Annotated in this window: 19 protein-coding genes; 16 read left to right on the forward strand and 3 right to left on the reverse strand. The window is 56.5% G+C overall.

Annotation, left to right across the window (positions count from 1 at the left end; all coding sequences use genetic code 11):
• The first annotated feature begins 212 nt into the window (after positions 1-212).
• The 16 genes from ravA (at position 213) to C1N84_RS18950 (ending at position 17252) form a co-directional block, all read left to right on the forward strand.
• Entirely contained in the window at positions 213-1709 is a 1497-nt protein-coding gene (gene ravA, locus C1N84_RS18875; protein WP_104189839.1) for an ATPase RavA, read from the forward strand.
• A complete protein-coding gene (gene viaA / locus C1N84_RS18880; RefSeq protein WP_394541693.1) occupies positions 1706-3166 on the forward strand; it encodes an ATPase RavA stimulator ViaA in 1461 nt (486 codons plus the stop codon). Before ravA ends, viaA begins: the two co-directional genes overlap by 4 nt.
• A gap of 71 nt (positions 3167-3237) precedes the next feature.
• Positions 3238-5376 carry a 5-histidylcysteine sulfoxide synthase gene (gene ovoA / locus C1N84_RS18885; protein WP_264441826.1) on the forward strand — a complete coding sequence of 713 codons (2139 nt, stop codon included), beginning with the start codon at positions 3238-3240 and terminating at the stop codon, positions 5374-5376.
• 105 nt (positions 5377-5481) lie between these two features.
• Positions 5482-5943, forward strand: coding sequence for a transcriptional regulator AsnC (asnC, locus tag C1N84_RS18890; RefSeq protein WP_007893613.1), 462 nt, complete (start codon positions 5482-5484; stop codon positions 5941-5943).
• Between the two features lie 154 nt (positions 5944-6097).
• Positions 6098-6538, forward strand: a complete 441-nt coding sequence (gene mioC / locus C1N84_RS18895) for an FMN-binding protein MioC (RefSeq protein ID WP_021508182.1) — start codon at positions 6098-6100, stop codon at positions 6536-6538.
• A gap of 441 nt (positions 6539-6979) precedes the next feature.
• On the forward strand, positions 6980-8869 hold the full coding sequence (gene mnmG / locus C1N84_RS18900; RefSeq protein WP_021508183.1) for a tRNA uridine-5-carboxymethylaminomethyl(34) synthesis enzyme MnmG: 1890 nt from the start codon (positions 6980-6982) through the stop codon (positions 8867-8869).
• A gap of 48 nt (positions 8870-8917) precedes the next feature.
• On the forward strand, positions 8918-9535 hold the full coding sequence (rsmG, locus tag C1N84_RS18905; RefSeq protein ID WP_058758219.1) for a 16S rRNA (guanine(527)-N(7))-methyltransferase RsmG: 618 nt from the start codon (positions 8918-8920) through the stop codon (positions 9533-9535).
• Between the two features lie 713 nt (positions 9536-10248).
• A complete protein-coding gene (gene atpI / locus C1N84_RS18910; protein WP_021508185.1) occupies positions 10249-10629 on the forward strand; it encodes a F0F1 ATP synthase subunit I in 381 nt (126 codons plus the stop codon).
• An 8-nt stretch (positions 10630-10637) separates the two neighbouring features.
• Positions 10638-11456 (forward strand): F0F1 ATP synthase subunit A, encoded by an 819-nt coding sequence (gene atpB / locus C1N84_RS18915; RefSeq protein ID WP_031279833.1) that lies wholly within the window; start codon positions 10638-10640, stop codon positions 11454-11456.
• A gap of 49 nt (positions 11457-11505) precedes the next feature.
• Positions 11506-11745 (forward strand): F0F1 ATP synthase subunit C, encoded by a 240-nt coding sequence (gene atpE / locus C1N84_RS18920; RefSeq protein WP_003849523.1) that lies wholly within the window; start codon positions 11506-11508, stop codon positions 11743-11745.
• A gap of 108 nt (positions 11746-11853) precedes the next feature.
• Complete coding sequence (gene atpF / locus C1N84_RS18925; protein ID WP_021313757.1) at positions 11854-12324, forward strand: F0F1 ATP synthase subunit B; 471 nt, start codon at positions 11854-11856, stop codon at positions 12322-12324.
• A gap of 14 nt (positions 12325-12338) precedes the next feature.
• Complete coding sequence (gene atpH, locus C1N84_RS18930; protein WP_021508187.1) at positions 12339-12872, forward strand: F0F1 ATP synthase subunit delta; 534 nt, start codon at positions 12339-12341, stop codon at positions 12870-12872.
• Between the two features lie 14 nt (positions 12873-12886).
• Positions 12887-14428 carry a F0F1 ATP synthase subunit alpha gene (atpA, locus tag C1N84_RS18935; protein ID WP_021508188.1) on the forward strand — a complete coding sequence of 514 codons (1542 nt, stop codon included), beginning with the start codon at positions 12887-12889 and terminating at the stop codon, positions 14426-14428.
• Positions 14429-14480: 52 nt separating this feature from the next.
• On the forward strand, positions 14481-15347 hold the full coding sequence (gene atpG / locus C1N84_RS18940) for a F0F1 ATP synthase subunit gamma (protein ID WP_021508189.1): 867 nt from the start codon (positions 14481-14483) through the stop codon (positions 15345-15347).
• Between the two features lie 63 nt (positions 15348-15410).
• Positions 15411-16808 carry a F0F1 ATP synthase subunit beta gene (atpD, locus tag C1N84_RS18945; RefSeq protein ID WP_021508190.1) on the forward strand — a complete coding sequence of 466 codons (1398 nt, stop codon included), beginning with the start codon at positions 15411-15413 and terminating at the stop codon, positions 16806-16808.
• Positions 16809-16832: 24 nt separating this feature from the next.
• Positions 16833-17252, forward strand: coding sequence for a F0F1 ATP synthase subunit epsilon (locus tag C1N84_RS18950; RefSeq protein WP_021508191.1), 420 nt, complete (start codon positions 16833-16835; stop codon positions 17250-17252).
• 124 nt (positions 17253-17376) lie between these two features.
• Here the strand turns inward: C1N84_RS18950 and C1N84_RS18955 are convergent, their stop codons facing one another.
• The 3 genes from C1N84_RS18955 to C1N84_RS18965 form a co-directional block, all read right to left on the reverse strand.
• Positions 17377-18339, reverse strand: coding sequence for an IS110 family RNA-guided transposase (locus tag C1N84_RS18955; protein ID WP_104189859.1), 963 nt, complete (start codon positions 18337-18339; stop codon positions 17377-17379).
• A 309-nt stretch (positions 18340-18648) separates the two neighbouring features.
• Positions 18649-19611, reverse strand: coding sequence for an IS110 family RNA-guided transposase (locus tag C1N84_RS18960; RefSeq protein ID WP_394541694.1), 963 nt, complete (start codon positions 19609-19611; stop codon positions 18649-18651).
• Positions 19612-19920: 309 nt separating this feature from the next.
• Positions 19921-20883: an IS110 family RNA-guided transposase gene (locus C1N84_RS18965; protein ID WP_104189859.1), complete on the reverse strand. Its 963-nt coding sequence runs from the start codon at positions 20881-20883 to the stop codon at positions 19921-19923.
• Positions 20884-21185: the final 302 nt, after the last annotated feature.

A 21185-nucleotide genomic window follows, 5' to 3' on the forward strand; every position in this document is an offset into this window, starting at 1 on the left:
CCTACTTTTACCGTCTGGCATTACGCCGTCTGTGCAGCGTTTTTTCGCCGAAAATCGGCGCGAAATGCGCTGAAAACCCGCGATTTGCCTCACCTCAACCTTCTGAAACAAAAAAGCTGACGGCTATCAACGCTTTCACGCATGATAAACAGTAGAGTATTGCGCTCGCCAGAATATGACGGCACCAGGATCAGAAGGACAATGATGTGATTATGGCTCAACCCCATCTTTTGGCAGAAAGAATTTCTCGCCTCAGCAATGCCCTGGAGAAAGGGCTGTATGAACGGCATCATGCCATTCGTCTCTGCCTGCTGGCAGCGCTGAGCGGCGAAAGCGTGTTTCTGCTTGGGCCACCGGGCATCGCCAAGAGCCTGATTGCCCGCCGCCTGAAATACGCCTTCCAGCACGCCCGTGCCTTTGAATACCTGATGACCCGTTTTTCCACGCCTGAAGAGGTGTTTGGCCCGCTGTCGATCCAGGCGCTGAAAGATGAAGGACGCTACCAGCGTCTGACCAAAGGCTATCTGCCGGATGCCGAAATTGTCTTTCTGGATGAGATCTGGAAAGCCGGTCCGGCGATTCTCAATACGCTGCTCACCGCCATTAACGAACGTCGCTTCCGCAACGGCGACAGCGAAGAGCCGATCCCGATGCGTCTGCTGGTCACCGCCTCCAACGAACTGCCGGAGGCCGACAGCGGTCTGGAAGCGCTGTACGACCGTATGCTGATCCGGCTGTGGCTCGACAACGTGCATGAAAAGCAGAACTTCCGCAGCATGCTGACCCACCAGCAGGATGAAAACGCCAACCCGGTGGCGGAATCGCTGTGCATCAGCGATGAAGAGTATCAGCAGTGGCAGAAAGGCATCAGCCAGGTCAGCCTGCCCGATCATGTGTTTGAACTGATCTATCAGCTGCGCCAGCAGCTGGAGAACCTGCCAGAGGCGCCGTATATCTCCGACCGCCGCTGGAAAAAAGCCATCCATCTGCTGCAGGCCAGCGCGTTTTACAGCGGCCGTGTGGCGATTGCCCCGCTTGATCTGATCCTGCTGAAAGATTGCCTGTGGCACGACGTGGCGTCGATGCAGCTGCTGGACCGTGAAATTGATGCGCTGATGACGCAGCACGCGTGGCAGCAGCAGGCGATGCTGCACACGCTGCAGCAGATCAAAGCGCGCCGGCTGGCGCTGCAACAGCAGCAGAGCGTGGCGCAGGCGCTGACGCTGGAGAAGCACAGCGGCATGTTCAGCCGCAAACCGCACTATGAATTACCGGCCTCGATCACGGACGAACAGCTGACCCTGATGCTGCAACAGCCGCTGACGCTGCACGACATGCAGGTCACGCACGTGGTGGTGGCACGCGATGCGCTCAATCAGTGGCTGCTGAAAGCGGGCGAGATCCGCGGCAAGCTCAACGGCATCGGCTTTGGCCAGACGCTCGACCTGCTGGTGGATGCGCACCACTGTCTGACGCTGCGCGACGTCAGCCTGCAGTCCACGCGCCTGACGCTGCCGGGTGCCGCCAGCAGCAGCGACGTGCCGCAGGAAATCATTGAAGAGTACGACGCGCTGGAGGCCCAGCTGCGCGCGCAGCGCACGCTGTTTAGCCAGCACCAGCGCTGCCTGTTTATCAGCGACGACTGGCTGGCACGCATCGAAACCAGCCTGCAGGATGTGGCGGAACAGCTGAAACAGGCGAGAAAATGATCTCGCTGGAGACGCTCAGCACGCTGCTGTCGATTTGCGAAACCGAGCTGATCGAAGAGCTGATTGTGGCACTGCTGGCCTCGCCACAGCTGGCGCTGTTCTTTGAAAAATTTCCGCGCCTGAAACAGGCGATGATGGGCGAGCTGCCGCGCTGGCGCGCCGAGATTGCCGCCCAGATGAAAACCACGCCGGTGCCGGACGCGCTGGCGCGCGAATTTCAGCTCTTCCAGCAGATGCAGCTGCTCAGCAGCCACGCCTTCAGTGAGCAACTGCCCGCCATCATGACGCAGCTGAAAGCGCTGCCGTCCCCGTTTATCGAAGAGGCCAGCAAACTGCTGCTGCATACCGACAGCGCCCAGCTGAGCAATGCGCAGCACACGCTGTTCCTGCAGCGCTGGCGCCTGAGCCTGACGCTGCAAACCCTGACGCTGAACGAAACCCTGCTGGAAGAGCAGCGGGAACGCCTGATGGCTGAGCTGCAGCAGCGCATGGCCATCAGCGGCCAGCTGGCGCCGATTCTGACCGATGACGACGAAGCCGCCGCCGGACGCCTGTGGGATCTGAGCAAGGCACCGCTGCAGCATGGCGACTATGAGTTGATTGTGCAGTACGGCGATTTCCTCGCCCAGCAGCCGGAACTGATGAAACTGGCGCAGCAGCTGGGACGCAGCCGCGAAGCGAAATCGGTACCGTCACAGGATGCGCCGCTGGAAGCGTTTCATCAGCTGGTGCGCGAGCCGGACAACGTGCCGGAAGAGGTCAGCGGCATCCATCAGAGCGACGATGTGCTGCGTCTGTTGCCGCCGGAACTGGCGGCGCTGAGCATCAGCGAACTGGAGCTGGAGTTTTATCGCCGGCTGGTGGAGAAACGCCTGCTGACCTACCGGTTACAGGGCGATGCCTGGCACGAGAAAGTGACGCTGCGCCCGGCCAGCCATCAGCAGCACGAAGCACAGCCGCGCGGCCCGTTCATCGTCTGCGTGGATACCTCTGGTTCGATGGGCGGTTTCAATGAACGCTGCGCCAAAGCGTTTTGTCTGGCGCTGCTGAAGGTGGCGCTGGCCGACAGGCGGCGCTGCTACATCATGCTGTTTGCTCACGAAGTGATTGGCTACGAGCTGACCGCGGATAACGGCATCGAGCAGGCAATCCGTTTTCTCAGCCAGCGTTTTCGCGGCGGCACCGATCTGGCCGCCTGCCTGTCTGCGGTGGTCACGCGTATGGAGGGCAGTCAGTGGCAGGAAGCCGATGCGGTGATCGTTTCCGATTTTATCGCCCAGCGTCTGCCGGACGACATCGTCAGCACTATTAAACAGCGCCAGCGTCACCACCAGCAACGCTTCCACGCCGTGGCGATGTCGGCGCACGGCAAACCCGGCATTCTGCGCATTTTCGATCACATCTGGCGCTTCGATACCGGCCTGAAAAGCCGCCTGCTGCGCCGCTGGAAACGCTAATTCATCAGGCAGAAATGCTAATTTGCTATAGTGAATTACCCGCTGTGTTTAATCAGCTTACGGAGTTCACTGTGACAACCGCTCATCTTCACGATCAATTGCCTGCGCCCACCCGCACCGTCCGGCTTTCCGGCAGCAGCAGCGACGCCAAACGCGCCGAACTGCTGGCCTATTTCACCCAGACCTGGGAGCTGTACGAAAGCCTGTTCGACTGCCTCGCCGATGAGCGCGCGTACTTTAATAAAGCCATCACCCTGCGCCATCCGCTGATCTTCTACTTTGGCCATACCGCTACTTTCTACATTAATAAGCTGATGGCGGGCGGTTATCTGCAGCAGCGCATTGACGATCGCATCGAGGCGATGATGGCGATCGGCGTGGATGAGATGAGCTGGGACGATCTCGACGACAGCCATTACAGCTGGCCGGACGTAGCCGAGGTGCGCGACTACCGTGGTAAAGTGAAAACCGTGGTAAGTGAATTCATCCGCACCATGCCGCTGGAGCTGCCGATTGACTGGGACAGCCCGGCGTGGGTGATTCTGATGGGCATTGAGCATGAGCGTATTCACCTCGAAACCTCCAGCGTGCTGATCCGCCAGCTGCCGCTTGAGTGGGTTAAACCGCAGCCGCACTGGCCGGCGTGTCCGCAGGCGCGCCACGATCGTGCCTCGGTACCGGCCAATACATTGGTGGCGATGCCAGGCGGACGCGTCACGCAGGGTAAAACCGATGATACCTACGGCTGGGATAATGAATACGGCAGCCTTACAACTGAGCTGAAACCGTTCAAAGCCAGCAAAATGCTGGTGAGCAACGCCGAGTTCTTTCATTTTATTGCCGCCAACGGCTATAACGAACGCCGCTGGTGGGATGACGAAGGCTGGGGCTGGCGCGAGTTTGCCCAGCCGCAGATGCCGACTTTCTGGGTCGGCGACATCGCGCAACCTGACGATCTCCGGCTGCGCCTGATGACCGAAGAAGTGGCGATGCCGTGGGACTGGCCCGCCGAAGTGAATCAGCTGGAAGCCGCGGCATTCTGCCGCTGGCTGGCGGAAGAGAGCGGCAAAGCGATCCAGCTGCCGTGCGAAGCCGAGTGGATGCAGCTGCGCGAGCAGGTTGCCGGCGATCAGCCGGACTGGATCGACGCGCCGGGCAACATCAATCTTGCCCGCTGGGCCTCTTCCTGTCCGGTAGACCACTTTACCCAGGGTGACTTCTTCGACATTGTCGGCAACGTCTGGCAGTGGACCACCACGCCGACCAACGGCTTTGAAGGCTTCAGGGTACATCCGCTGTATGACGATTTCTCCACGCCCACCTTTGACGGCAAACATGCGCTGATCAAAGGCGGCAGCTGGATCTCCACCGGCAACGAAGCGCTGAAATCCTCACGCTACGCCTTCCGGCGCCACTTCTTCCAGCATGCCGGTTTCCGCTACGTGGTTTCCTCGCATCAGGAGAGCATGGCGCTGAATCCGTATGAAACCGACAGCATGGTATCGCAGTACCTCGACTTCCAGTACGGCCCCGGCTATTACGGTGTGCCGAACTACGCGGCGGCGCTGGTCGATATCGTGCTGCCGCACTGCGCGCAGCGTGGCCACGCGCTGGATATCGGCTGCGCCACCGGTCGTGCCAGCTTTGAACTGGCGCGCCATTTTGCTGCGGTCACCGGCATGGATTACTCGGCGCGCTTTATCGACGTGGCGCTGCAGCTGACCTCGGGCGAGGATTTCCGTTACGTGGTGCCGGAAGAGGGAGAGCTGGTGGAGTATCGCCAGGTGCGGCTGAAAGAGTTTGGTTTCGATGAGTCCCTGGCGCAGCGCATTCAGTTTGTGCAGGGCGATGCCTGTAACCTGAAACCGCAGCCCGATGGCTACGATCTGGTACTGGCCTCTAACCTGATCGATCGCCTGCGCCAGCCGAAGCGCTTCCTGCAGGACATCACGCCGATGATCCGCTCCGGCGGTTTGCTGGCCATCTCCTCACCTTACACCTGGCTGGAAGAGTTCACGCCGAAGGAGAACTGGCTGGGCGGTTTCCGTGAAAACGGTGAAGCGCTCACCACCTGGCAGGCACTGCAACGGCTGCTGCGCGATGCCTTTGAGGAGGTTGCGCCGCCGCAGGACGTGCCGTTTGTGATTCGCGAAACCGCGCGTAAGTTCCAGCACACACAGGCCCAGCTGACGCTGTGGCGTAAGCGCTAAAAAGCGTGCAGACAGCGGCAGCTCCGCTGTCTGCGCCTTGCCTGTCCCGCTAATTTGCTGCACATTCTCCCTGTTCAGAGAAGACGAACCTAATGAGGATGGATGATGGCGGAACACCTGCAACTGGATAATCTCGACCGCGGCATTTTAAATGCGCTGCTGCAAAACGCGCGCACCGCGTACGCCGAACTCGCCAAGCAGTTCAACGTCAGCCCCGGCACGATTCACGTGCGCGTCGAGAAGATGCGTCAGGCGGGGATTATTCTGGGTACGCGCGTGGAGATCGATCCACGGCAGCTCGGATTTGATGTCTGCTGTTTTATCGGCATCATTTTGAAAAGCGCGCGCGACTATCCGGCCGCGCTCAGCAAACTGGAAGCGCTGGATGAAGTGGTTGAAGCCTGGTACACCACCGGCCACTACAGCATCTTTATTAAAGTGATGTGCCGCTCCATTGACGCGCTGCAGCAGGTGCTGATCAACAAGATCCAGACCATTGATGAAATCCAGTCCACCGAAACGCTGATCTCCCTGCAAAACCCGATCATGCGCACCATCAAGCCGTGATCGGCTTCCCCGCTGTGCATAACCTTATCCCGGGCGGATCGCTTTTGTGATGCGCCTTGTCGCCTGATGCTATCGACGATTAACCCTGTTTTCCACAGGTGGATCACCGCTTGATCACAGCGTACAATGCTCGCCTTTAGTGCGGGAGAGCATCATGGCCGATATTACCTTAATCAGTGGCAGTACCCTTGGCAGCGCCGAATATGTCGCTGAACATCTGGAAGAGAAACTGCAGGAAGCGGGCTTTTCAACCGAACTGCTGCACGGACCCGAGCTGGATGAGGTGCCGCAGGAGGGCGTCTGGCTAATTGTCAGCTCAACGCACGGTGCCGGCGAACTGCCGGACAACCTGCTGCCGTTTTATGAAGCGCTGCAGGAGAGCCAGCCGGATCTGTCAGGCGTACGCTTTGGCGCAGTGGGTATCGGTAATCATGAATACGATCTGTTCTGCGGTGCGATCAAACTGCTGGAGACGACGTTAACGCAGCTGGGTGCCAAACGTATTGGCGATCGGCTGGAGATCGACGTGCTGGAACATGAGATTCCGGAAGATCCGGCGGAAGTGTGGGTTGCCAGCTGGCACCCGCAGATTTAAGACGATCTTTGCTGGTCGGGGATCGGGTATTTATGTCGATCCCCAGTTGATTCCGCTTTTTTATCGCCTTTTACCTGCGTCGCTCTGTGGATAAGATCCGTTATTTCATGCGTATAACCAGTAGTTATCCAAAGAACAACCGCTGATGCTTTTTTACGCTGTGTATAAGTAGCAAAGTTGATCTCAGCTTATACGGATCAGGATCACCGATCATTCACAGTAAACGATCCTCGCTAATCCCCTGTTGCCACAGCGCTTTTCCGGGTTATCAACAGACAGGGGCGATCCTAATAAGAGATCTAACAGAGAGATCATATAAAAGACTTAAGATCCTTTCTTTTAAACCGCAGGATCCCGCGACTTTCGCCCTGAACAGAATTTCAGTAGAATCCACCGCCCAGGGCAACGATCCCTGTCCGAACACTAACGAGGACCCACTTCATGTTTTATCCAGATCCTTTTGACGTCATCGTAATCGGTGGTGGTCATGCGGGCACAGAAGCCGCGATGGCCGCTGCCCGAATGGGTCAGCAAACCCTGTTACTCACCCATAATATTGATACGCTAGGACAAATGTCCTGTAACCCGGCGATCGGTGGCATCGGGAAAGGACACCTGGTTAAGGAAGTGGATGCCTTAGGCGGTTTGATGGCCAGCGCGATCGATCAGGCCGGTATTCAGTTTAGGATACTAAACGCCAGCAAAGGCCCGGCGGTGCGTGCCACGCGTGCACAGGCAGACCGGGTACTGTATCGCCAGGCGGTACGCACTGCGCTGGAAAACCAGCCGAACCTGATGATCTTCCAGCAGGCGGTTGATGATCTGATTGTGGAGAACGATCGCGTTGTCGGCGCCGTGACCCAGATGGGCCTGAAGTTCCGGGCGAAAACCGTCGTTCTGACGGTGGGCACTTTCCTGGACGGCAAAATCCACATCGGCCTCGATAACTACAGCGGTGGTCGTGCAGGCGATCCTCCGTCGATTCCGCTGGCTAAACGTCTGCGTGCGCTGCCGCTGCGCGTAAACCGCCTGAAAACCGGTACGCCACCGCGTATCGATGCCCGCACCATCGACTTTTCGGTGCTAACGCCGCAGCACGGGGATGACCCGATGCCGGTGTTCTCGTTTATGGGCCATGCCGGACAGCATCCGCAGCAGGTGCCATGCTGGATAACCCACACCAATGAGCAGACACATGAAGTGATCCGCAATAACCTCGATCGCAGCCCGATGTATGCCGGGATCATCGAGGGGATCGGGCCACGCTACTGCCCGTCGATTGAAGACAAAGTGATGCGCTTTGCCGATCGTAACGCACATCAGATTTTCCTTGAGCCGGAAGGGCTGACCAGCAACGAAATCTACCCGAACGGTATCTCCACCAGCCTGCCGTTTGATGTGCAGATGCAGATCGTGCGCTCGATGAAAGGTCTGGAGAACGCGAAGATCGTGCGCCCGGGCTACGCCATCGAGTACGACTTCTTCGATCCGCGCGATCTCAAGCCGACGCTGGAGAGTAAATTTATCCACGGCCTGTTCTTTGCCGGCCAGATCAACGGCACCACCGGTTATGAAGAAGCGGCGGCGCAGGGGCTGCTGGCCGGCCTTAACGCTGCGCGTCAGTCAGCGGACAAAGAGGGCTGGGCGCCGCGTCGCGATCAGGCCTATCTTGGCGTGCTGGTCGACGATCTGTGTACGCTGGGCACCAAAGAGCCGTATCGCATGTTTACCTCGCGCGCCGAGTATCGTCTGATGCTGCGTGAAGATAACGCCGATCTGCGCCTGACCGAAACCGGACGTGAACTCGGCCTGGTCGACGACGCGCGCTGGGCTCGCTATAACCAGAAGCTGGAAGCGATTGAGCAGGAGCGTCAGCGTCTGCGTGACCTGTGGGTGCATCCGAAGTCTGAAAACGTCAGCGAAGTGAACACGGTAATCAGCGCGCCGCTCACCAAAGAAGCCAGCGCGGAAGATCTGCTGCGTCGTCCGGAGATGACCTACGAACTGCTGATGTCGCTGCCGAGCTACGGTCCGGCGCTGGCGGATGAGCAGGCCGCAGAGCAGGTAGAGATTCAGGTGAAGTATGAAGGTTACATCGCGCGTCAGCAGGAGGAGATCGATCGCCAGCAGCGCAATGAAAACACCTTACTCCCGGCCGACCTCGACTATCGCCAGGTGAATGGACTGTCGAATGAAGTGATCGCCAAACTCAACGACCACAAACCGACTTCCATTGGCCAGGCATCGCGTATTTCCGGCATCACGCCGGCGGCAATTTCAATTCTGCTGATTTACCTGAAAAAACAGGGCCTGCTGCGTAAAAGCGCCTGATCGACCCCCGGGGCGGGCATGCTCGCCCCTGTTAATGGAATTCTCGTCGTGATTAATAAACTCTCCCGGCTGCTGCAAGCGGCAAACATTTCCCTCTCCGATCAGCAAAAACAGCAGCTGGTGGGTTATGTCGAACTGCTGCACAAGTGGAATAAAGCCTACAACCTGACCTCGGTGCGCGATCCGCAGCAGATGCTGGTGCGCCACATTCTCGACAGCATCGTGGTAGAACCCCACCTGCAGGGTGAGCGCTTTATTGATGTCGGTACCGGACCGGGCCTGCCGGGGATCCCGCTGGCGATTGTCCGCCCGCAGGCGCACTTTACGCTGCTGGACAGCCTCGGGAAACGCGTGCGTTTCCTGCGTCAGGTGCAACATGAGTTAGGGCTTACTAACGTCACGCCGGTGCAGAGCCGGGTGGAAGAGTTCCCGGCTGAGCCGCCGTTTGACGGGGTGATCAGCCGCGCCTTCGCGTCGCTGGAGGACATGCTGAACTGGTGTCATCATCTGCCGGGCGCGACAGGCCACTTCTATGCACTGAAAGGCGTCAGGCCGGATGACGAAATTGCCGCGCTGCCTGCCGGCTTCGCCATCGAAAAAATTGAGCCACTGCGGGTGCCGGAACTGGAAGGTGAGCGTCATCTGGTGGTGATCAGGCGGCAATAGTCGCGCAAACGGTGTGGATTTATCGTGATTCATGCCGTTTGGCTTAGCGCAGCAGCCGGCTAAAAAAACAGCGGTTGAACGCGTCACGATAAACGCTTTTATTCAACAGGGCAGGGGAAGCAGGTTAACATCCGCCGCGGAAATTATCCGAAAACCTCTGTTACATTTAACGAATAATTCACATTTCATTATCAGTTACATCACTTTAACCGCTGTATTTACTGTGCCGAATAATCACGGCGGAAAATATAACTCTGCAATAAATCGGCGGACGTAATATCAGTTTTACGTTTTTATTGCGGTGGGTGATGTCAATAGAGTGTTTTTATCGAAAATCTGGCGCTAATCCTGGAACAATAATTCTATCTCACTGATAGAAAAGTAAATTACGGGTTTGATTAATTGCGCGGCAGGGGTTAAAAAGCAAATTATCGCTGCCGGGGGTGCTTATAATGTGATCTGAAGCACGCTTTAAAAGCAAGTCTGCCGGGCAATTTCAAGCCTGTTTCGTCAGGCAGGCCGAAGCGGATGTTTTGAAAAATAGCCCTCCAGAAAGAAATTTAAATAATTGTTCACCTTTTCGCTACTTACCGATTGAAATCGCAGGTGCGGCCCGTATAATTTGCACGGCTTTTGCTGCTTGACTCAAAAGAGTAAAGGCAGTCTTATACGACACGCGACATACCCCGTTCGGGGCAGGAGAGTTAAGCGTCATGTCAGTGTCTCTTTACAGTGTGAAATTAGCCCGAACCGTGCTGGTGATCCAGCTGGTGACCTTTGTCGTAATCGGTGCGCTATTTGCCCTGAAAGATGTCACCTGGGGCGCCTCTGCCATCGCGGGTGGTGCGGCAGCCTGGCTGCCAAACGTACTGTTTATGTTTTTAGCCTGGCGCCTGCAGGATCAAACTCCGGCAAAAGGGCGTGTCGCCTGGAGCTTCGCCTTTGGTGAAGTGCTCAAGGTGTTTGCCACCGTTGTTTTTCTCGTTGTGGCGTTAGGTGGATTTGGAGCGGTCTTCTGGCCACTCGCAATCACCTGGTTATCGGTGCTGGTGGTACAAATCGTCGCGCCGGCTGTAATTAACAACAAAGGGTAAGAGGCATCATGGCCGCAGGAGAGATCTCAACGCCGCAGGAATACATAGGTCATCATCTGACACATCTTCAGATGGACCTGCGTACTTTCGAGCTGGTGAATGCACACGACGCGCCAGCAACGTTCTGGACGTTAAACCTGGACTCCATGTTTTTCTCTGTTGTACTGGGACTGGTGTTCCTGGTGCTGTTCCGTAAAGTGGCGAAAAGTGCCACCAGCGGTGTGCCAGGGAAAATGCAGGCGGCTATCGAGCTGGTCGTTGGCTTTGTTGATAGCAACGTCCGCGACATGTACCACGGTAAGAGTAAAGTTATCGCCCCGCTGGCTCTGACGATTTTCGTCTGGGTCTTCCTGATGAACTTCATGGATCTGCTGCCTATCGATTTGCTGCCGTTTATCGGCGAGCACTATCTGGGCCTGCCGGCGCTGCGCGTCGTGCCGTCTGCAGACGTGAACATCACGCTGTCTATGGCGCTGGGCGTATTTATTTTGATTCTGTTCTACAGCATCAAAATGAAAGGTGTAGGTGGCTTCGCCAAAGAGCTGACGCTGCAGCCTTTTAATCACCCGATCTTCATCCCCATCAACCTGATTCTTGAAGGTGTTAGCCTGCTGTCTAAACCGGTTTCGCTCGGTCTGCGACTGTTCGGCAACATGTATGCGGGTGAGCTGATCTTTATCCTGATTGCCGGTCTGCTGCCGTGGTGGTCGCAGTGGGTGCTGAATGTGCCATGGGCCATTTTCCACATCCTGATTATTTCGCTGCAGGCTTTCATTTTCATGGTCCTCACGATTGTCTATCTGTCGATGGCATCTGAAGAGCATTGATTTTTATCTCAACAACTTAGCTTTTAACTGAAACAAACTGGAGACTGTCATGGAAAACCTGAATATGGATCTGCTGTACATGGCTGCCGCTGTGATGATGGGTCTGGCGGCAATCGGTGCTGCGATCGGTATCGGCATCCTCGGAGGTAAATTCCTGGAAGGCGCAGCGCGTCAGCCGGATCTGATTCCTCTGCTGCGTACGCAGTTCTTTGTTGTAATGGGTCTGGTGGATGCAATCCCAATGATCGCTGTTGGTCTGGGTCTCTACGTGATGTTTGCTGTCGCCTAAAGCCTGTAGCCGTGGTTCACTCATGGCACGCAGTGTGATGAGGAACGGATTCTGCCGTTTATCGCTGATAGCGGCAGAGCAAGTTAACTTAATAAGAGGCATTGTGCTGTGAACATTAATGCAACAATCCTCGGCCAGGCCATCGCGTTCATCCTGTTTGTCGCGTTCTGCATGAAGTACGTATGGCCGCCGATTATGGCTGCCATCGAAAAGCGCCAGAAAGAAATTGCTGAAGGCCTTGCTTCTGCTGAACGCGCGAAGAAAGATTTGGATCTCGCGCAGGCCAATGCGACCGACCAGCTGAAAAAAGCCAAAGAAGAAGCTCAGGTCATTATCGAGCAGGCGAACAAACGCCGTGCCCAGATTCTGGACGAAGCCAAAACTGAAGCTGAGACTGAACGTAACCGCATCGTGTCTCAGGCGCAGGCAGAAATCGAAGCCGAGCGCTCACGTGCACGTGAAGAGTTGCGTAAGCAAGTCGCGCTGCTGGCCTTAGCTGGCGCCGAGAAGATCATCGAACGTTCCGTGGATGAAGCTGCTAACAGCGACATCGTTGATAAACTGGTCGCTGAACTGTAAGGAGGGAGGGGCTGATGTCTGATCTGATTACTGTAGCTCGCCCCTACGCCAAAGCAGCTTTTGACTTTGCTGTTGAGCATCAAAGTATCGACCGCTGGCAGACCATGCTGGCGTTTGCCGCAGAAGTGGCTCGCAACGAACAGATGGCAGAACTCCTTTCCGGTGCATTAGCACCGGAAGCCTTGTCTGCTTCTTTCAACGCAGTCTGTGGTGATCAACTTGATGAACACGCTCAGAACCTGATTAAGGTTATGGCGGAGAACGGACGTTTGACAGCGCTTCCTGCGGTACTGGAACAGTTCATTCAACTGCGTGACGCTTATGAAGCGACAGCCGAAGTTGATGTGATCTCCGCCAGTGCGCTGAGTGACAGCCAGCTGAGTAAAATCAGCGCCGCGATGGAAAAACGTCTGTCACGCAAAGTTAAGCTGAATTGCAAAATTGATAAGTCTGTAATGGCAGGTGTGGTTATCCGTGCGGGTGACCTGGTGATTGATGGCAGCGTGCGCGGCCGTCTTGACCGTCTGGCAGACGTCTTGCAGTCTTAAGGGGACTGGAGCATATGCAACTGAATTCCACCGAAATCAGCGAACTGATCAAGCAGCGCATTGCTCAGTTCAATGTCGTGAGCGAAGCTCACAACGAAGGTACTATTGTTTCTGTAAGTGACGGTATCATCCGCGTACACGGCCTGGCCGATGTAATGCAGGGTGAGATGATTGCTCTGCCGGGCAACCGTTACGCTATCGCACTGAACCTCGAGCGTGACTCTGTAGGTGCAGTAGTGATGGGTCCGTACGCTGACCTCGCCGAAGGCATGAAGGTGAAGTGTACTGGCCGTATCCTGGAAGTGCCGGTTGGCCGTGGCCTGCTGGGCCGCGTGGTTAACACCCTGGGTGCACCGATCGACGGTAAAGGCGCTATCGACAACGATGGCTTCTCACCGGTTGAAGTGATTGCACCAGGCGTTATCGACCGTCAGTCAGTCGACCAGCCTGTTCAGACCGGTTACAAATCTGTCGATGCGATGATTCCAATCGGCCGTGGCCAGCGTGAGCTGATCATCGGTGACCGTCAGACCGGTAAAACTGCGATGGCCATCGACGCCATCATCAACCAGCGCGATTCTGGCATCAAGTGTGTCTACGTCGCGATCGGTCAGAAAGCCTCTACCATCTCTAACGTGGTACGTAAGCTGGAAGAGCACGGTGCGCTGTCTAACACCATCGTGGTTGTCGCTTCCGCTTCTGAATCCGCTGCGCTGCAGTACCTGGCTCCGTATGCCGGTTGCGCGATGGGTGAATACTTCCGTGACCGCGGTGAAGATGCGCTGATCGTCTATGATGACCTGTCTAAGCAGGCTGTTGCTTACCGTCAGATTTCTCTGCTGCTGCGCCGTCCGCCGGGTCGTGAAGCATTCCCGGGCGACGTGTTCTACCTCCACTCTCGTCTGCTGGAGCGTGCATCACGCGTAAGCGCTGACTACGTTGAGCGTTTCACCAACGGTGAAGTGAAAGGCCAGACCGGTTCTCTGACCGCGCTGCCGATCATCGAAACCCAGGCGGGTGACGTTTCTGCGTTCGTTCCGACCAACGTAATCTCGATTACCGATGGTCAGATCTTCCTGGAATCGAACCTGTTCAACTCCGGTATCCGTCCAGCCGTTAACCCGGGTATTTCGGTATCCCGTGTTGGTGGTGCTGCACAGACCAAGATCATCAAGAAACTGTCCGGTGGTATCCGTACCGCGCTGGCACAGTATCGTGAACTGGCAGCGTTCTCTCAGTTCGCTTCCGATCTGGACGATGCAACGCGCAAACAGCTGAGCCACGGTCAGAAAGTGACCGAGCTGCTGAAGCAGAAACAGTATGCACCGATGTCTGTTGCACAACAGGGTCTGGTACTGTTCGCTGCCGAGCGCGGCTTCCTGAACGACGTTGAACTGGCGAAAATCGGCAGCTTCGAAGCCGCTCTGCTGGCGTTCGCCGATCGCGAACACGCGGAGCTGATGGCTGAAATCAACCAGGCGGGTAACTACAACAACGAAATCGAAGAGAAGCTGAAAGGCCTCCTCGAAACGTTTAAAGCAACCCAGTCCTGGTAATGTCTGGCGGCTTGTCTGAAAAGGCAGGCCGCAAGGCTTTGAGGAGAAGCTAATGGCCGGCGCAAAAGAAATACGTACCAAGATCGGAAGCGTGAAAAACACGCAGAAGATCACCAAAGCGATGGAAATGGTCGCCGCCTCCAAAATGCGTAAAACGCAGGAACGCATGGCGGCCAGCCGTCCGTATGCAGATACCATGCGCAAAGTGATTGGTCACCTTGCTCTGGGTAATCTGGAATACAAGCACCCTTACCTGGATGAGCGCGACGTTAAGCGCGTCGGCTACCTGGTCGTTTCGACTGACCGCGGGCTTTGTGGTGGTTTGAACGTTAACCTGTTCAAAAAATTGCTGGCAGAAATGAAAGGCTGGTCTGATAAAGGCGTGCAGAGCGATCTGGCGATTATCGGTTCCAAAGGCGTTTCTTTCTTCGGCTCTGTAGGTGGCAACGTCGTGGCTCAGGTTACCGGCATGGGCGATAAGCCTGCGCTGTCCGACCTGATCGGCCCGGTAAAAGTGATGTTGCAGGCTTATGATGAAGGCCGCATCGACAAGCTGTATATCGTCAGCAATAAGTTTAATAACACCATGTCTCAGACTCCGACCATTACCCAACTGCTGCCGTTACCGCCAGCGGAAGGTGAAGAAGAGATGAAGGCGAAGACCTGGGATTACCTGTACGAACCCGATCCGAAAGCGCTGCTGGATACCCTGCTGCGTCGTTATGTCGAATCGCAGGTTTATCAGGGTGTGGTGGAAAACCTGGCCAGTGAGCAGGCTGCACGTATGGTGGCTATGAAAGCGGCAACCGATAACGGCGGAAACCTGATCAAAGAGCTGCAGTTGGTGTACAACAAAGCTCGTCAGGCCAGCATCACTCAGGAACTTACCGAGATCGTCTCGGGAGCCTCCGCGGTTTAACCAGGCATATATCCCGTCGCGCGAGCGCGGCCGGATATTCTCGTATTAGGTAGAGGATTCAAGATGGCAGCTGGAAAGATTGTCCAGATTATCGGCGCCGTAGTTGACGTCGAATTCCCTCAGGACGCGGTACCGCAGGTATACAGCGCTCTCGAGGTAAAAAATGGTGATGCTCGTCTGGTGCTGGAAGTTCAGCAGCAGCTGGGCGGTGGCGTGGTGCGTACCATCGCCATGGGTTCTTCTGACGGCCTGAAGCGCGGTCTGGAAGTCACCGACCTGAAAAAACCTATCCAGGTTCCGGTTGGTAAAGCAACACTCGGCCGTATCATGAACGTGCTGGGTGAGCCAATCGACATGAAAGGCGACCTGAAAGAAGAAGACGGCAGCGCTGTAGAGGTTTCCTCTATTCACCGCGCAGCGCCTTCTTATGAAGATCAGTCAAACTCGCAGGAACTGCTGGAAACCGGCATCAAGGTTATCGACCTGATGTGTCCGTTCGCGAAGGGCGGTAAAGTCGGTCTGTTCGGTGGTGCGGGGGTGGGTAAAACCGTAAACATGATGGAGCTAATCCGTAACATCGCGGCTGAGCACTCAGGTTATTCGGTCTTTGCTGGCGTGGGTGAGCGTACTCGTGAGGGTAACGATTTCTACCACGAAATGACTGACTCCAACGTTATCGACAAAGTAGCGCTGGTGTATGGCCAGATGAACGAGCCGCCGGGTAACCGTCTGCGCGTAGCACTGACCGGTCTGACCATGGCGGAAAAATTCCGTGATGAAGGCCGTGACGTTCTGCTGTTCATCGACAACATCTACCGTTACACCCTGGCCGGTACAGAGGTTTCTGCACTGCTGGGTCGTATGCCATCGGCGGTAGGTTATCAGCCAACGCTGGCTGAAGAGATGGGTGTGCTGCAGGAGCGTATTACCTCCACCAAGACCGGTTCAATCACCTCCGTACAGGCCGTTTACGTTCCTGCGGATGACCTGACTGACCCGTCACCAGCAACCACCTTTGCTCACTTAGACTCAACCGTTACGCTGAGCCGTCAGATCGCGTCACTGGGTATCTACCCGGCCGTTGACCCGCTGGACTCTACCAGCCGTCAGCTGGATCCGCTGATCGTCGGTCAGGAGCACTACGACGTCGCGCGTGGCGTTCAGTCGCTGCTGCAGCGTTACCAGGAGCTGAAAGACATCATCGCTATCCTCGGCATGGACGAGCTGTCTGAAGAAGACAAACTGCTGGTGGCACGTGCGCGTAAGATTCAGCGCTTCCTGTCTCAGCCGTTCTTCGTAGCAGAAGTCTTCACCGGTTCTCCGGGTAAATACGTGACGCTGAAAGACACCATCCGTGGCTTCAAAGGCATCATGGAAGGCGAATTCGACCACCTGCCAGAGCAGGCGTTCTACATGGTCGGCGCGATCGAAGAAGCTGTCGAAAAAGCGAAGAAACTGTAATAACGGTTTCCCAGGAGGAGTGGTATGGCTATGACTTATCATCTGGACGTGGTCAGCGCGGAGCAGCAAATGTTCTCCGGTCTGGTGCAGCGTATCCAGGTGTCAGGTAGCGAAGGTGAGCTGGGTATTTACCCGGGCCACGCCCCGCTGCTGACTGCCATCAAGCCTGGTATGATTCGCATCGTTAAACAGCACGGCGAAGAGGAGTATATCTACCTCTCTGGCGGCGTGCTGGAAGTACAGCCGGGCAGCACGACCGTTCTGGCCGACACTGCAATTCGCGGTGAAGACCTCGACGAAGCGCGCGCGCTGGAAGCGAAACGTAAAGCAGAAGAGCACATGAACAGCAGCCACGGCGACGTGGACTATGCTCAGGCCTCTGCGGAGCTGGCGAAAGCTATCGCGAAACTGCGCGTCATCGAGCTGACCAAAAAAGCGATGTAATCAGGCTTTATGCGTCACGAAATGCCAGCCCCCGGGCTGGCATTTTTTTTGCCTGCTGCCGGTGCGCATAAATGCGCACGCTGTCCAAAACCGCACAATCACCCCGTAGATACCGTCTTGCCGGTTACCTGGCAAGACATATTTCGGCATCGAACGGACGACCCGATTTCAGCACGCCATAAGCCAGCTGCAGCAGCTTCTTCATCGCCGCGCACACCACGACTTTTCCCGTTTTCTTACCCGCATCCAGCCGTTTCTTCAGCGCACTCACCGCCGGATTCCACTTCATCGCCACTATCGCAGGCATGTACAGGGCCTTGCGCATCGCGCTGTTGCCCATCTTCGATATCCTGCTTTTGCCCTTCCACTCACCGGACTCCTGCCGCATCGGATTCAGACCCACCCACGCCACAAGCGCCTTGCTGCTGCTGAACCTCGACATGTCCCCCAGATACGCCAGCATCGTGCTGCTCAGCACGCCCGCGATGCCCGGGATGGACTCCAGCAGTTCCCTGTTCTTTTTAAGGCCCGGATCATTGTCGATATGGTCGTTTATTGCCCGCTTCGTTTCGTCTATCTGCGCATCCAGCGCCGCAATGACCACGCGGATTGAGGGCTGCACCACCGCATCCGAGACCTCCAGCCGGTTCTCTTCCATCTGCCGCATTTCCTGAAGATTCGTCAGGCGCTTCACCAGCGCCTTCAGCCTGCGTTCATTCAGCGGCGCCGGCTGCCACAGCGACGGGCCGTGCAGTTTACAGTAGCGCGCTATCATGCGCGCATCGTCTTTATCCGTCTTGTTACGGCTCAGCTCCGCCTGTCCGAAGCGCCTGATGCGCGCGGGATTTTCCACGCTGACATCATAGCCTTCGTCGTGCAGGAAGGTGGCCAGCGGCTCACTGTACGCGCCGGTAGCCTCCATGCAGATATGGCAGCAGCCGAACGGCTCCAGCCATTTTTTCAGGGCGATAAAGCCCTTAGGGGTGTTGGGAAAGACTTTGGTTTTGTAAGACGTGTCGCCTTTCCAGACGGCCACATCAAACTTTCCGGAGGCAATATCAATGCCGACAGGCATACGGGTTTGCATAGATTCTCCTTAACAGCACAGGGAAACCGCCATGACCATCCTTATGGATGCGTGCTCGGGGCACAGGATACCGTCCGGTCTTGAAGGCGGGAGTTAAGTTGCCGGGGATGAATCTACGAAGCAGGCTTTATGCCCAGGGGGCGCCCCCATCTCACCAGCAACTTCCCGATGATCAGTCGGGGATCATCATACCCGGAGGAGAATGATCGGGATATAAGGGGCGCCATTCATGGCGACCAAATGTCGGTACGCATAAATGCGCATGCTGTCCAAAACCGCACAATCACCCCGTAGATACCGTCTTGCCGGTTACCTGGCAAGACATATTTCGGCATCGAACGGACGACCCGATTTCAGCACGCCATAAGCCAGCTGCAGCAGCTTCTTCATCGCCGCGCACACCACGACTTTTCCCGTTTTCTTACCCGCATCCAGCCGTTTCTTCAGCGCACTCACCGCCGGATTCCACTTCATCGCCACTATCGCAGGCATGTACAGGGCCTTGCGCATCGCGCTGTTGCCCATCTTCGATATCCTGCTTTTGCCCTTCCACTCACCGGACTCCTGCCGCATCGGATTCAGACCCACCCACGCCACAAGCGCCTTGCTGCTGCTGAACCTCGACATGTCCCCCAGATACGCCAGCATCGTGCTGCTCAGCACGCCCGCGATGCCCGGGATGGACTCCAGCAGTTCCCTGTTCTTTTTAAGGCCCGGATCATTGTCGATATGGTCGTTTATTGCCCGCTTCGTTTCGTCTATCTGCGCATCCAGCGCCGCAATGACCACGCGGATTGAGGGCTGCACCACCGCATCCGAGACCTCCAGCCGGTTCTCTTCCATCTGCCGCATTTCCTGAAGATTCGTCAGGCGCTTCACCAGCGCCTTCAGCCTGCGTTCATTCAGCGGCGCCGGCTGCCACAGCGACGGGCCGTGCAGTTTACAGTAGCGCGCTATCATGCGCGCATCGTCTTTATCCGTCTTGTTACGGCTCAGCTCCGCCTGTCCGAAGCGCCTGATGCGCGCGGGATTTTCCACGCTGACATCATAGCCTTCGTCGTGCAGGAAGGTGGCCTGCGGCTCACTGTACGCGCCGGTAGCCTCCATGCAGATATGGCAGCAGCCGAACGGCTCCAGCCATTTTTTCAGGGCGATAAAGCCCTTAGGGGTGTTGGGAAAGACTTTGGTTTTGTAAGACGTGTCGCCTTTCCAGACGGCCACATCAAACTTTCCGGAGGCAATATCAATGCCGACAGGCATACGGGTTTGCATAGATTCTCCTTAACAGCACAGGGAAACCGCCATGACCATCCTTATGGATGCGTGCTCGGGGCACAGGATACCGTCCGGTCTTGAAGGCGGGAGTTAAGTTGCCGGGGATGAATCTACGAAGCAGGCTTTATGCCCAGGGGGCGCCCCCATCTCACCAGCAACTTCCCGATGATCAGTCGGGGATCATCATACCCGGAGGAGAATGATCGGGATATAAGGGGCGCCATTCATGGCGACCAAATGTCGGTACGCATAAATGCGCATGCTGTCCAAAACCGCACAATCACCCCGTAGATACCGTCTTGCCGGTTACCTGGCAAGACATATTTCGGCATCGAACGGACGACCCGATTTCAGCACGCCATAAGCCAGCTGCAGCAGCTTCTTCATCGCCGCGCACACCACGACTTTTCCCGTTTTCTTACCCGCATCCAGCCGTTTCTTCAGCGCACTCACCGCCGGATTCCACTTCATCGCCACTATCGCAGGCATGTACAGGGCCTTGCGCATCGCGCTGTTGCCCATCTTCGATATCCTGCTTTTGCCCTTCCACTCACCGGACTCCTGCCGCATCGGATTCAGACCCACCCACGCCACAAGCGCCTTGCTGCTGCTGAACCTCGACATGTCCCCCAGATACGCCAGCATCGTGCTGCTCAGCACGCCCGCGATGCCCGGGATGGACTCCAGCAGTTCCCTGTTCTTTTTAAGGCCCGGATCATTGTCGATATGGTCGTTTATTGCCCGCTTCGTTTCGTCTATCTGCGCATCCAGCGCCGCAATGACCACGCGGATTGAGGGCTGCACCACCGCATCCGAGACCTCCAGCCGGTTCTCTTCCATCTGCCGCATTTCCTGAAGATTCGTCAGGCGCTTCACCAGCGCCTTCAGCCTGCGTTCATTCAGCGGCGCCGGCTGCCACAGCGACGGGCCGTGCAGTTTACAGTAGCGCGCTATCATGCGCGCATCGTCTTTATCCGTCTTGTTACGGCTCAGCTCCGCCTGTCCGAAGCGCCTGATGCGCGCGGGATTTTCCACGCTGACATCATAGCCTTCGTCGTGCAGGAAGGTGGCCAGCGGCTCACTGTACGCGCCGGTAGCCTCCATGCAGATATGGCAGCAGCCGAACGGCTCCAGCCATTTTTTCAGGGCGATAAAGCCCTTAGGGGTGTTGGGAAAGACTTTGGTTTTGTAAGACGTGTCGCCTTTCCAGACGGCCACATCAAACTTTCCGGAGGCAATATCAATGCCGACAGGCATACGGGTTTGCATAGATTCTCCTTAACAGCACAGGGAAACCGCCATGACCATCCTTATGGATGCGTGCTCGGGGCACAGGATACCGTCCGGTCTTGAAGGCGGGAGTTAAGTTGCCGGGGATGAATCTACGAAGCAGGCTTTATGCCCAGGGGGCGCCCCCATCTCACCAGCAACTTCCCGATGATCAGTCGGGGATCATCATACCCGGAGGAGAATGATCGGGATATAAGGGGCGCCATTCATGGCGACCAAATGTCGGTACGCATAAATGCGCATGCTGTCCAAAACCGCACAATCACCCCGTAGATACCGTC

The sequence above is a fragment of the Pantoea sp. SGAir0418 genome, assembly GCF_043529865.1.

Bases quoted from the DNA above. Each gene is read 5' to 3' on its own strand.
- atpD (WP_021508190.1), top strand. From the start codon at position 15,411: ATGGCAGCTGGAAAGATTGTCCAGATTATCGGCGCCGTAGTTGACGTC.
- atpH (WP_021508187.1), top strand. From the start codon at position 12,339: ATGTCTGATCTGATTACTGTAGCTCGCCCCTACGCCAAAGCAGCTTTT.
- C1N84_RS18960 (WP_394541694.1), bottom strand. From the start codon at position 19,611: ATGCAAACCCGTATGCCTGTCGGCATTGATATTGCCTCCGGAAAGTTT.
- C1N84_RS18965 (WP_104189859.1), bottom strand. From the start codon at position 20,883: ATGCAAACCCGTATGCCTGTCGGCATTGATATTGCCTCCGGAAAGTTT.
- C1N84_RS18950 (WP_021508191.1), top strand. From the start codon at position 16,833: ATGGCTATGACTTATCATCTGGACGTGGTCAGCGCGGAGCAGCAAATG.
- viaA (WP_394541693.1), top strand. From the start codon at position 1,706: ATGATCTCGCTGGAGACGCTCAGCACGCTGCTGTCGATTTGCGAAACC.
- mnmG (WP_021508183.1), top strand. From the start codon at position 6,980: ATGTTTTATCCAGATCCTTTTGACGTCATCGTAATCGGTGGTGGTCAT.
- C1N84_RS18955 (WP_104189859.1), bottom strand. From the start codon at position 18,339: ATGCAAACCCGTATGCCTGTCGGCATTGATATTGCCTCCGGAAAGTTT.
- atpB (WP_031279833.1), top strand. From the start codon at position 10,638: ATGGCCGCAGGAGAGATCTCAACGCCGCAGGAATACATAGGTCATCAT.
- mioC (WP_021508182.1), top strand. From the start codon at position 6,098: ATGGCCGATATTACCTTAATCAGTGGCAGTACCCTTGGCAGCGCCGAA.
- atpE (WP_003849523.1), top strand. From the start codon at position 11,506: ATGGAAAACCTGAATATGGATCTGCTGTACATGGCTGCCGCTGTGATG.
- atpA (WP_021508188.1), top strand. From the start codon at position 12,887: ATGCAACTGAATTCCACCGAAATCAGCGAACTGATCAAGCAGCGCATT.
- atpI (WP_021508185.1), top strand. From the start codon at position 10,249: ATGTCAGTGTCTCTTTACAGTGTGAAATTAGCCCGAACCGTGCTGGTG.
- atpG (WP_021508189.1), top strand. From the start codon at position 14,481: ATGGCCGGCGCAAAAGAAATACGTACCAAGATCGGAAGCGTGAAAAAC.
- ravA (WP_104189839.1), top strand. From the start codon at position 213: ATGGCTCAACCCCATCTTTTGGCAGAAAGAATTTCTCGCCTCAGCAAT.
- asnC (WP_007893613.1), top strand. From the start codon at position 5,482: ATGGCGGAACACCTGCAACTGGATAATCTCGACCGCGGCATTTTAAAT.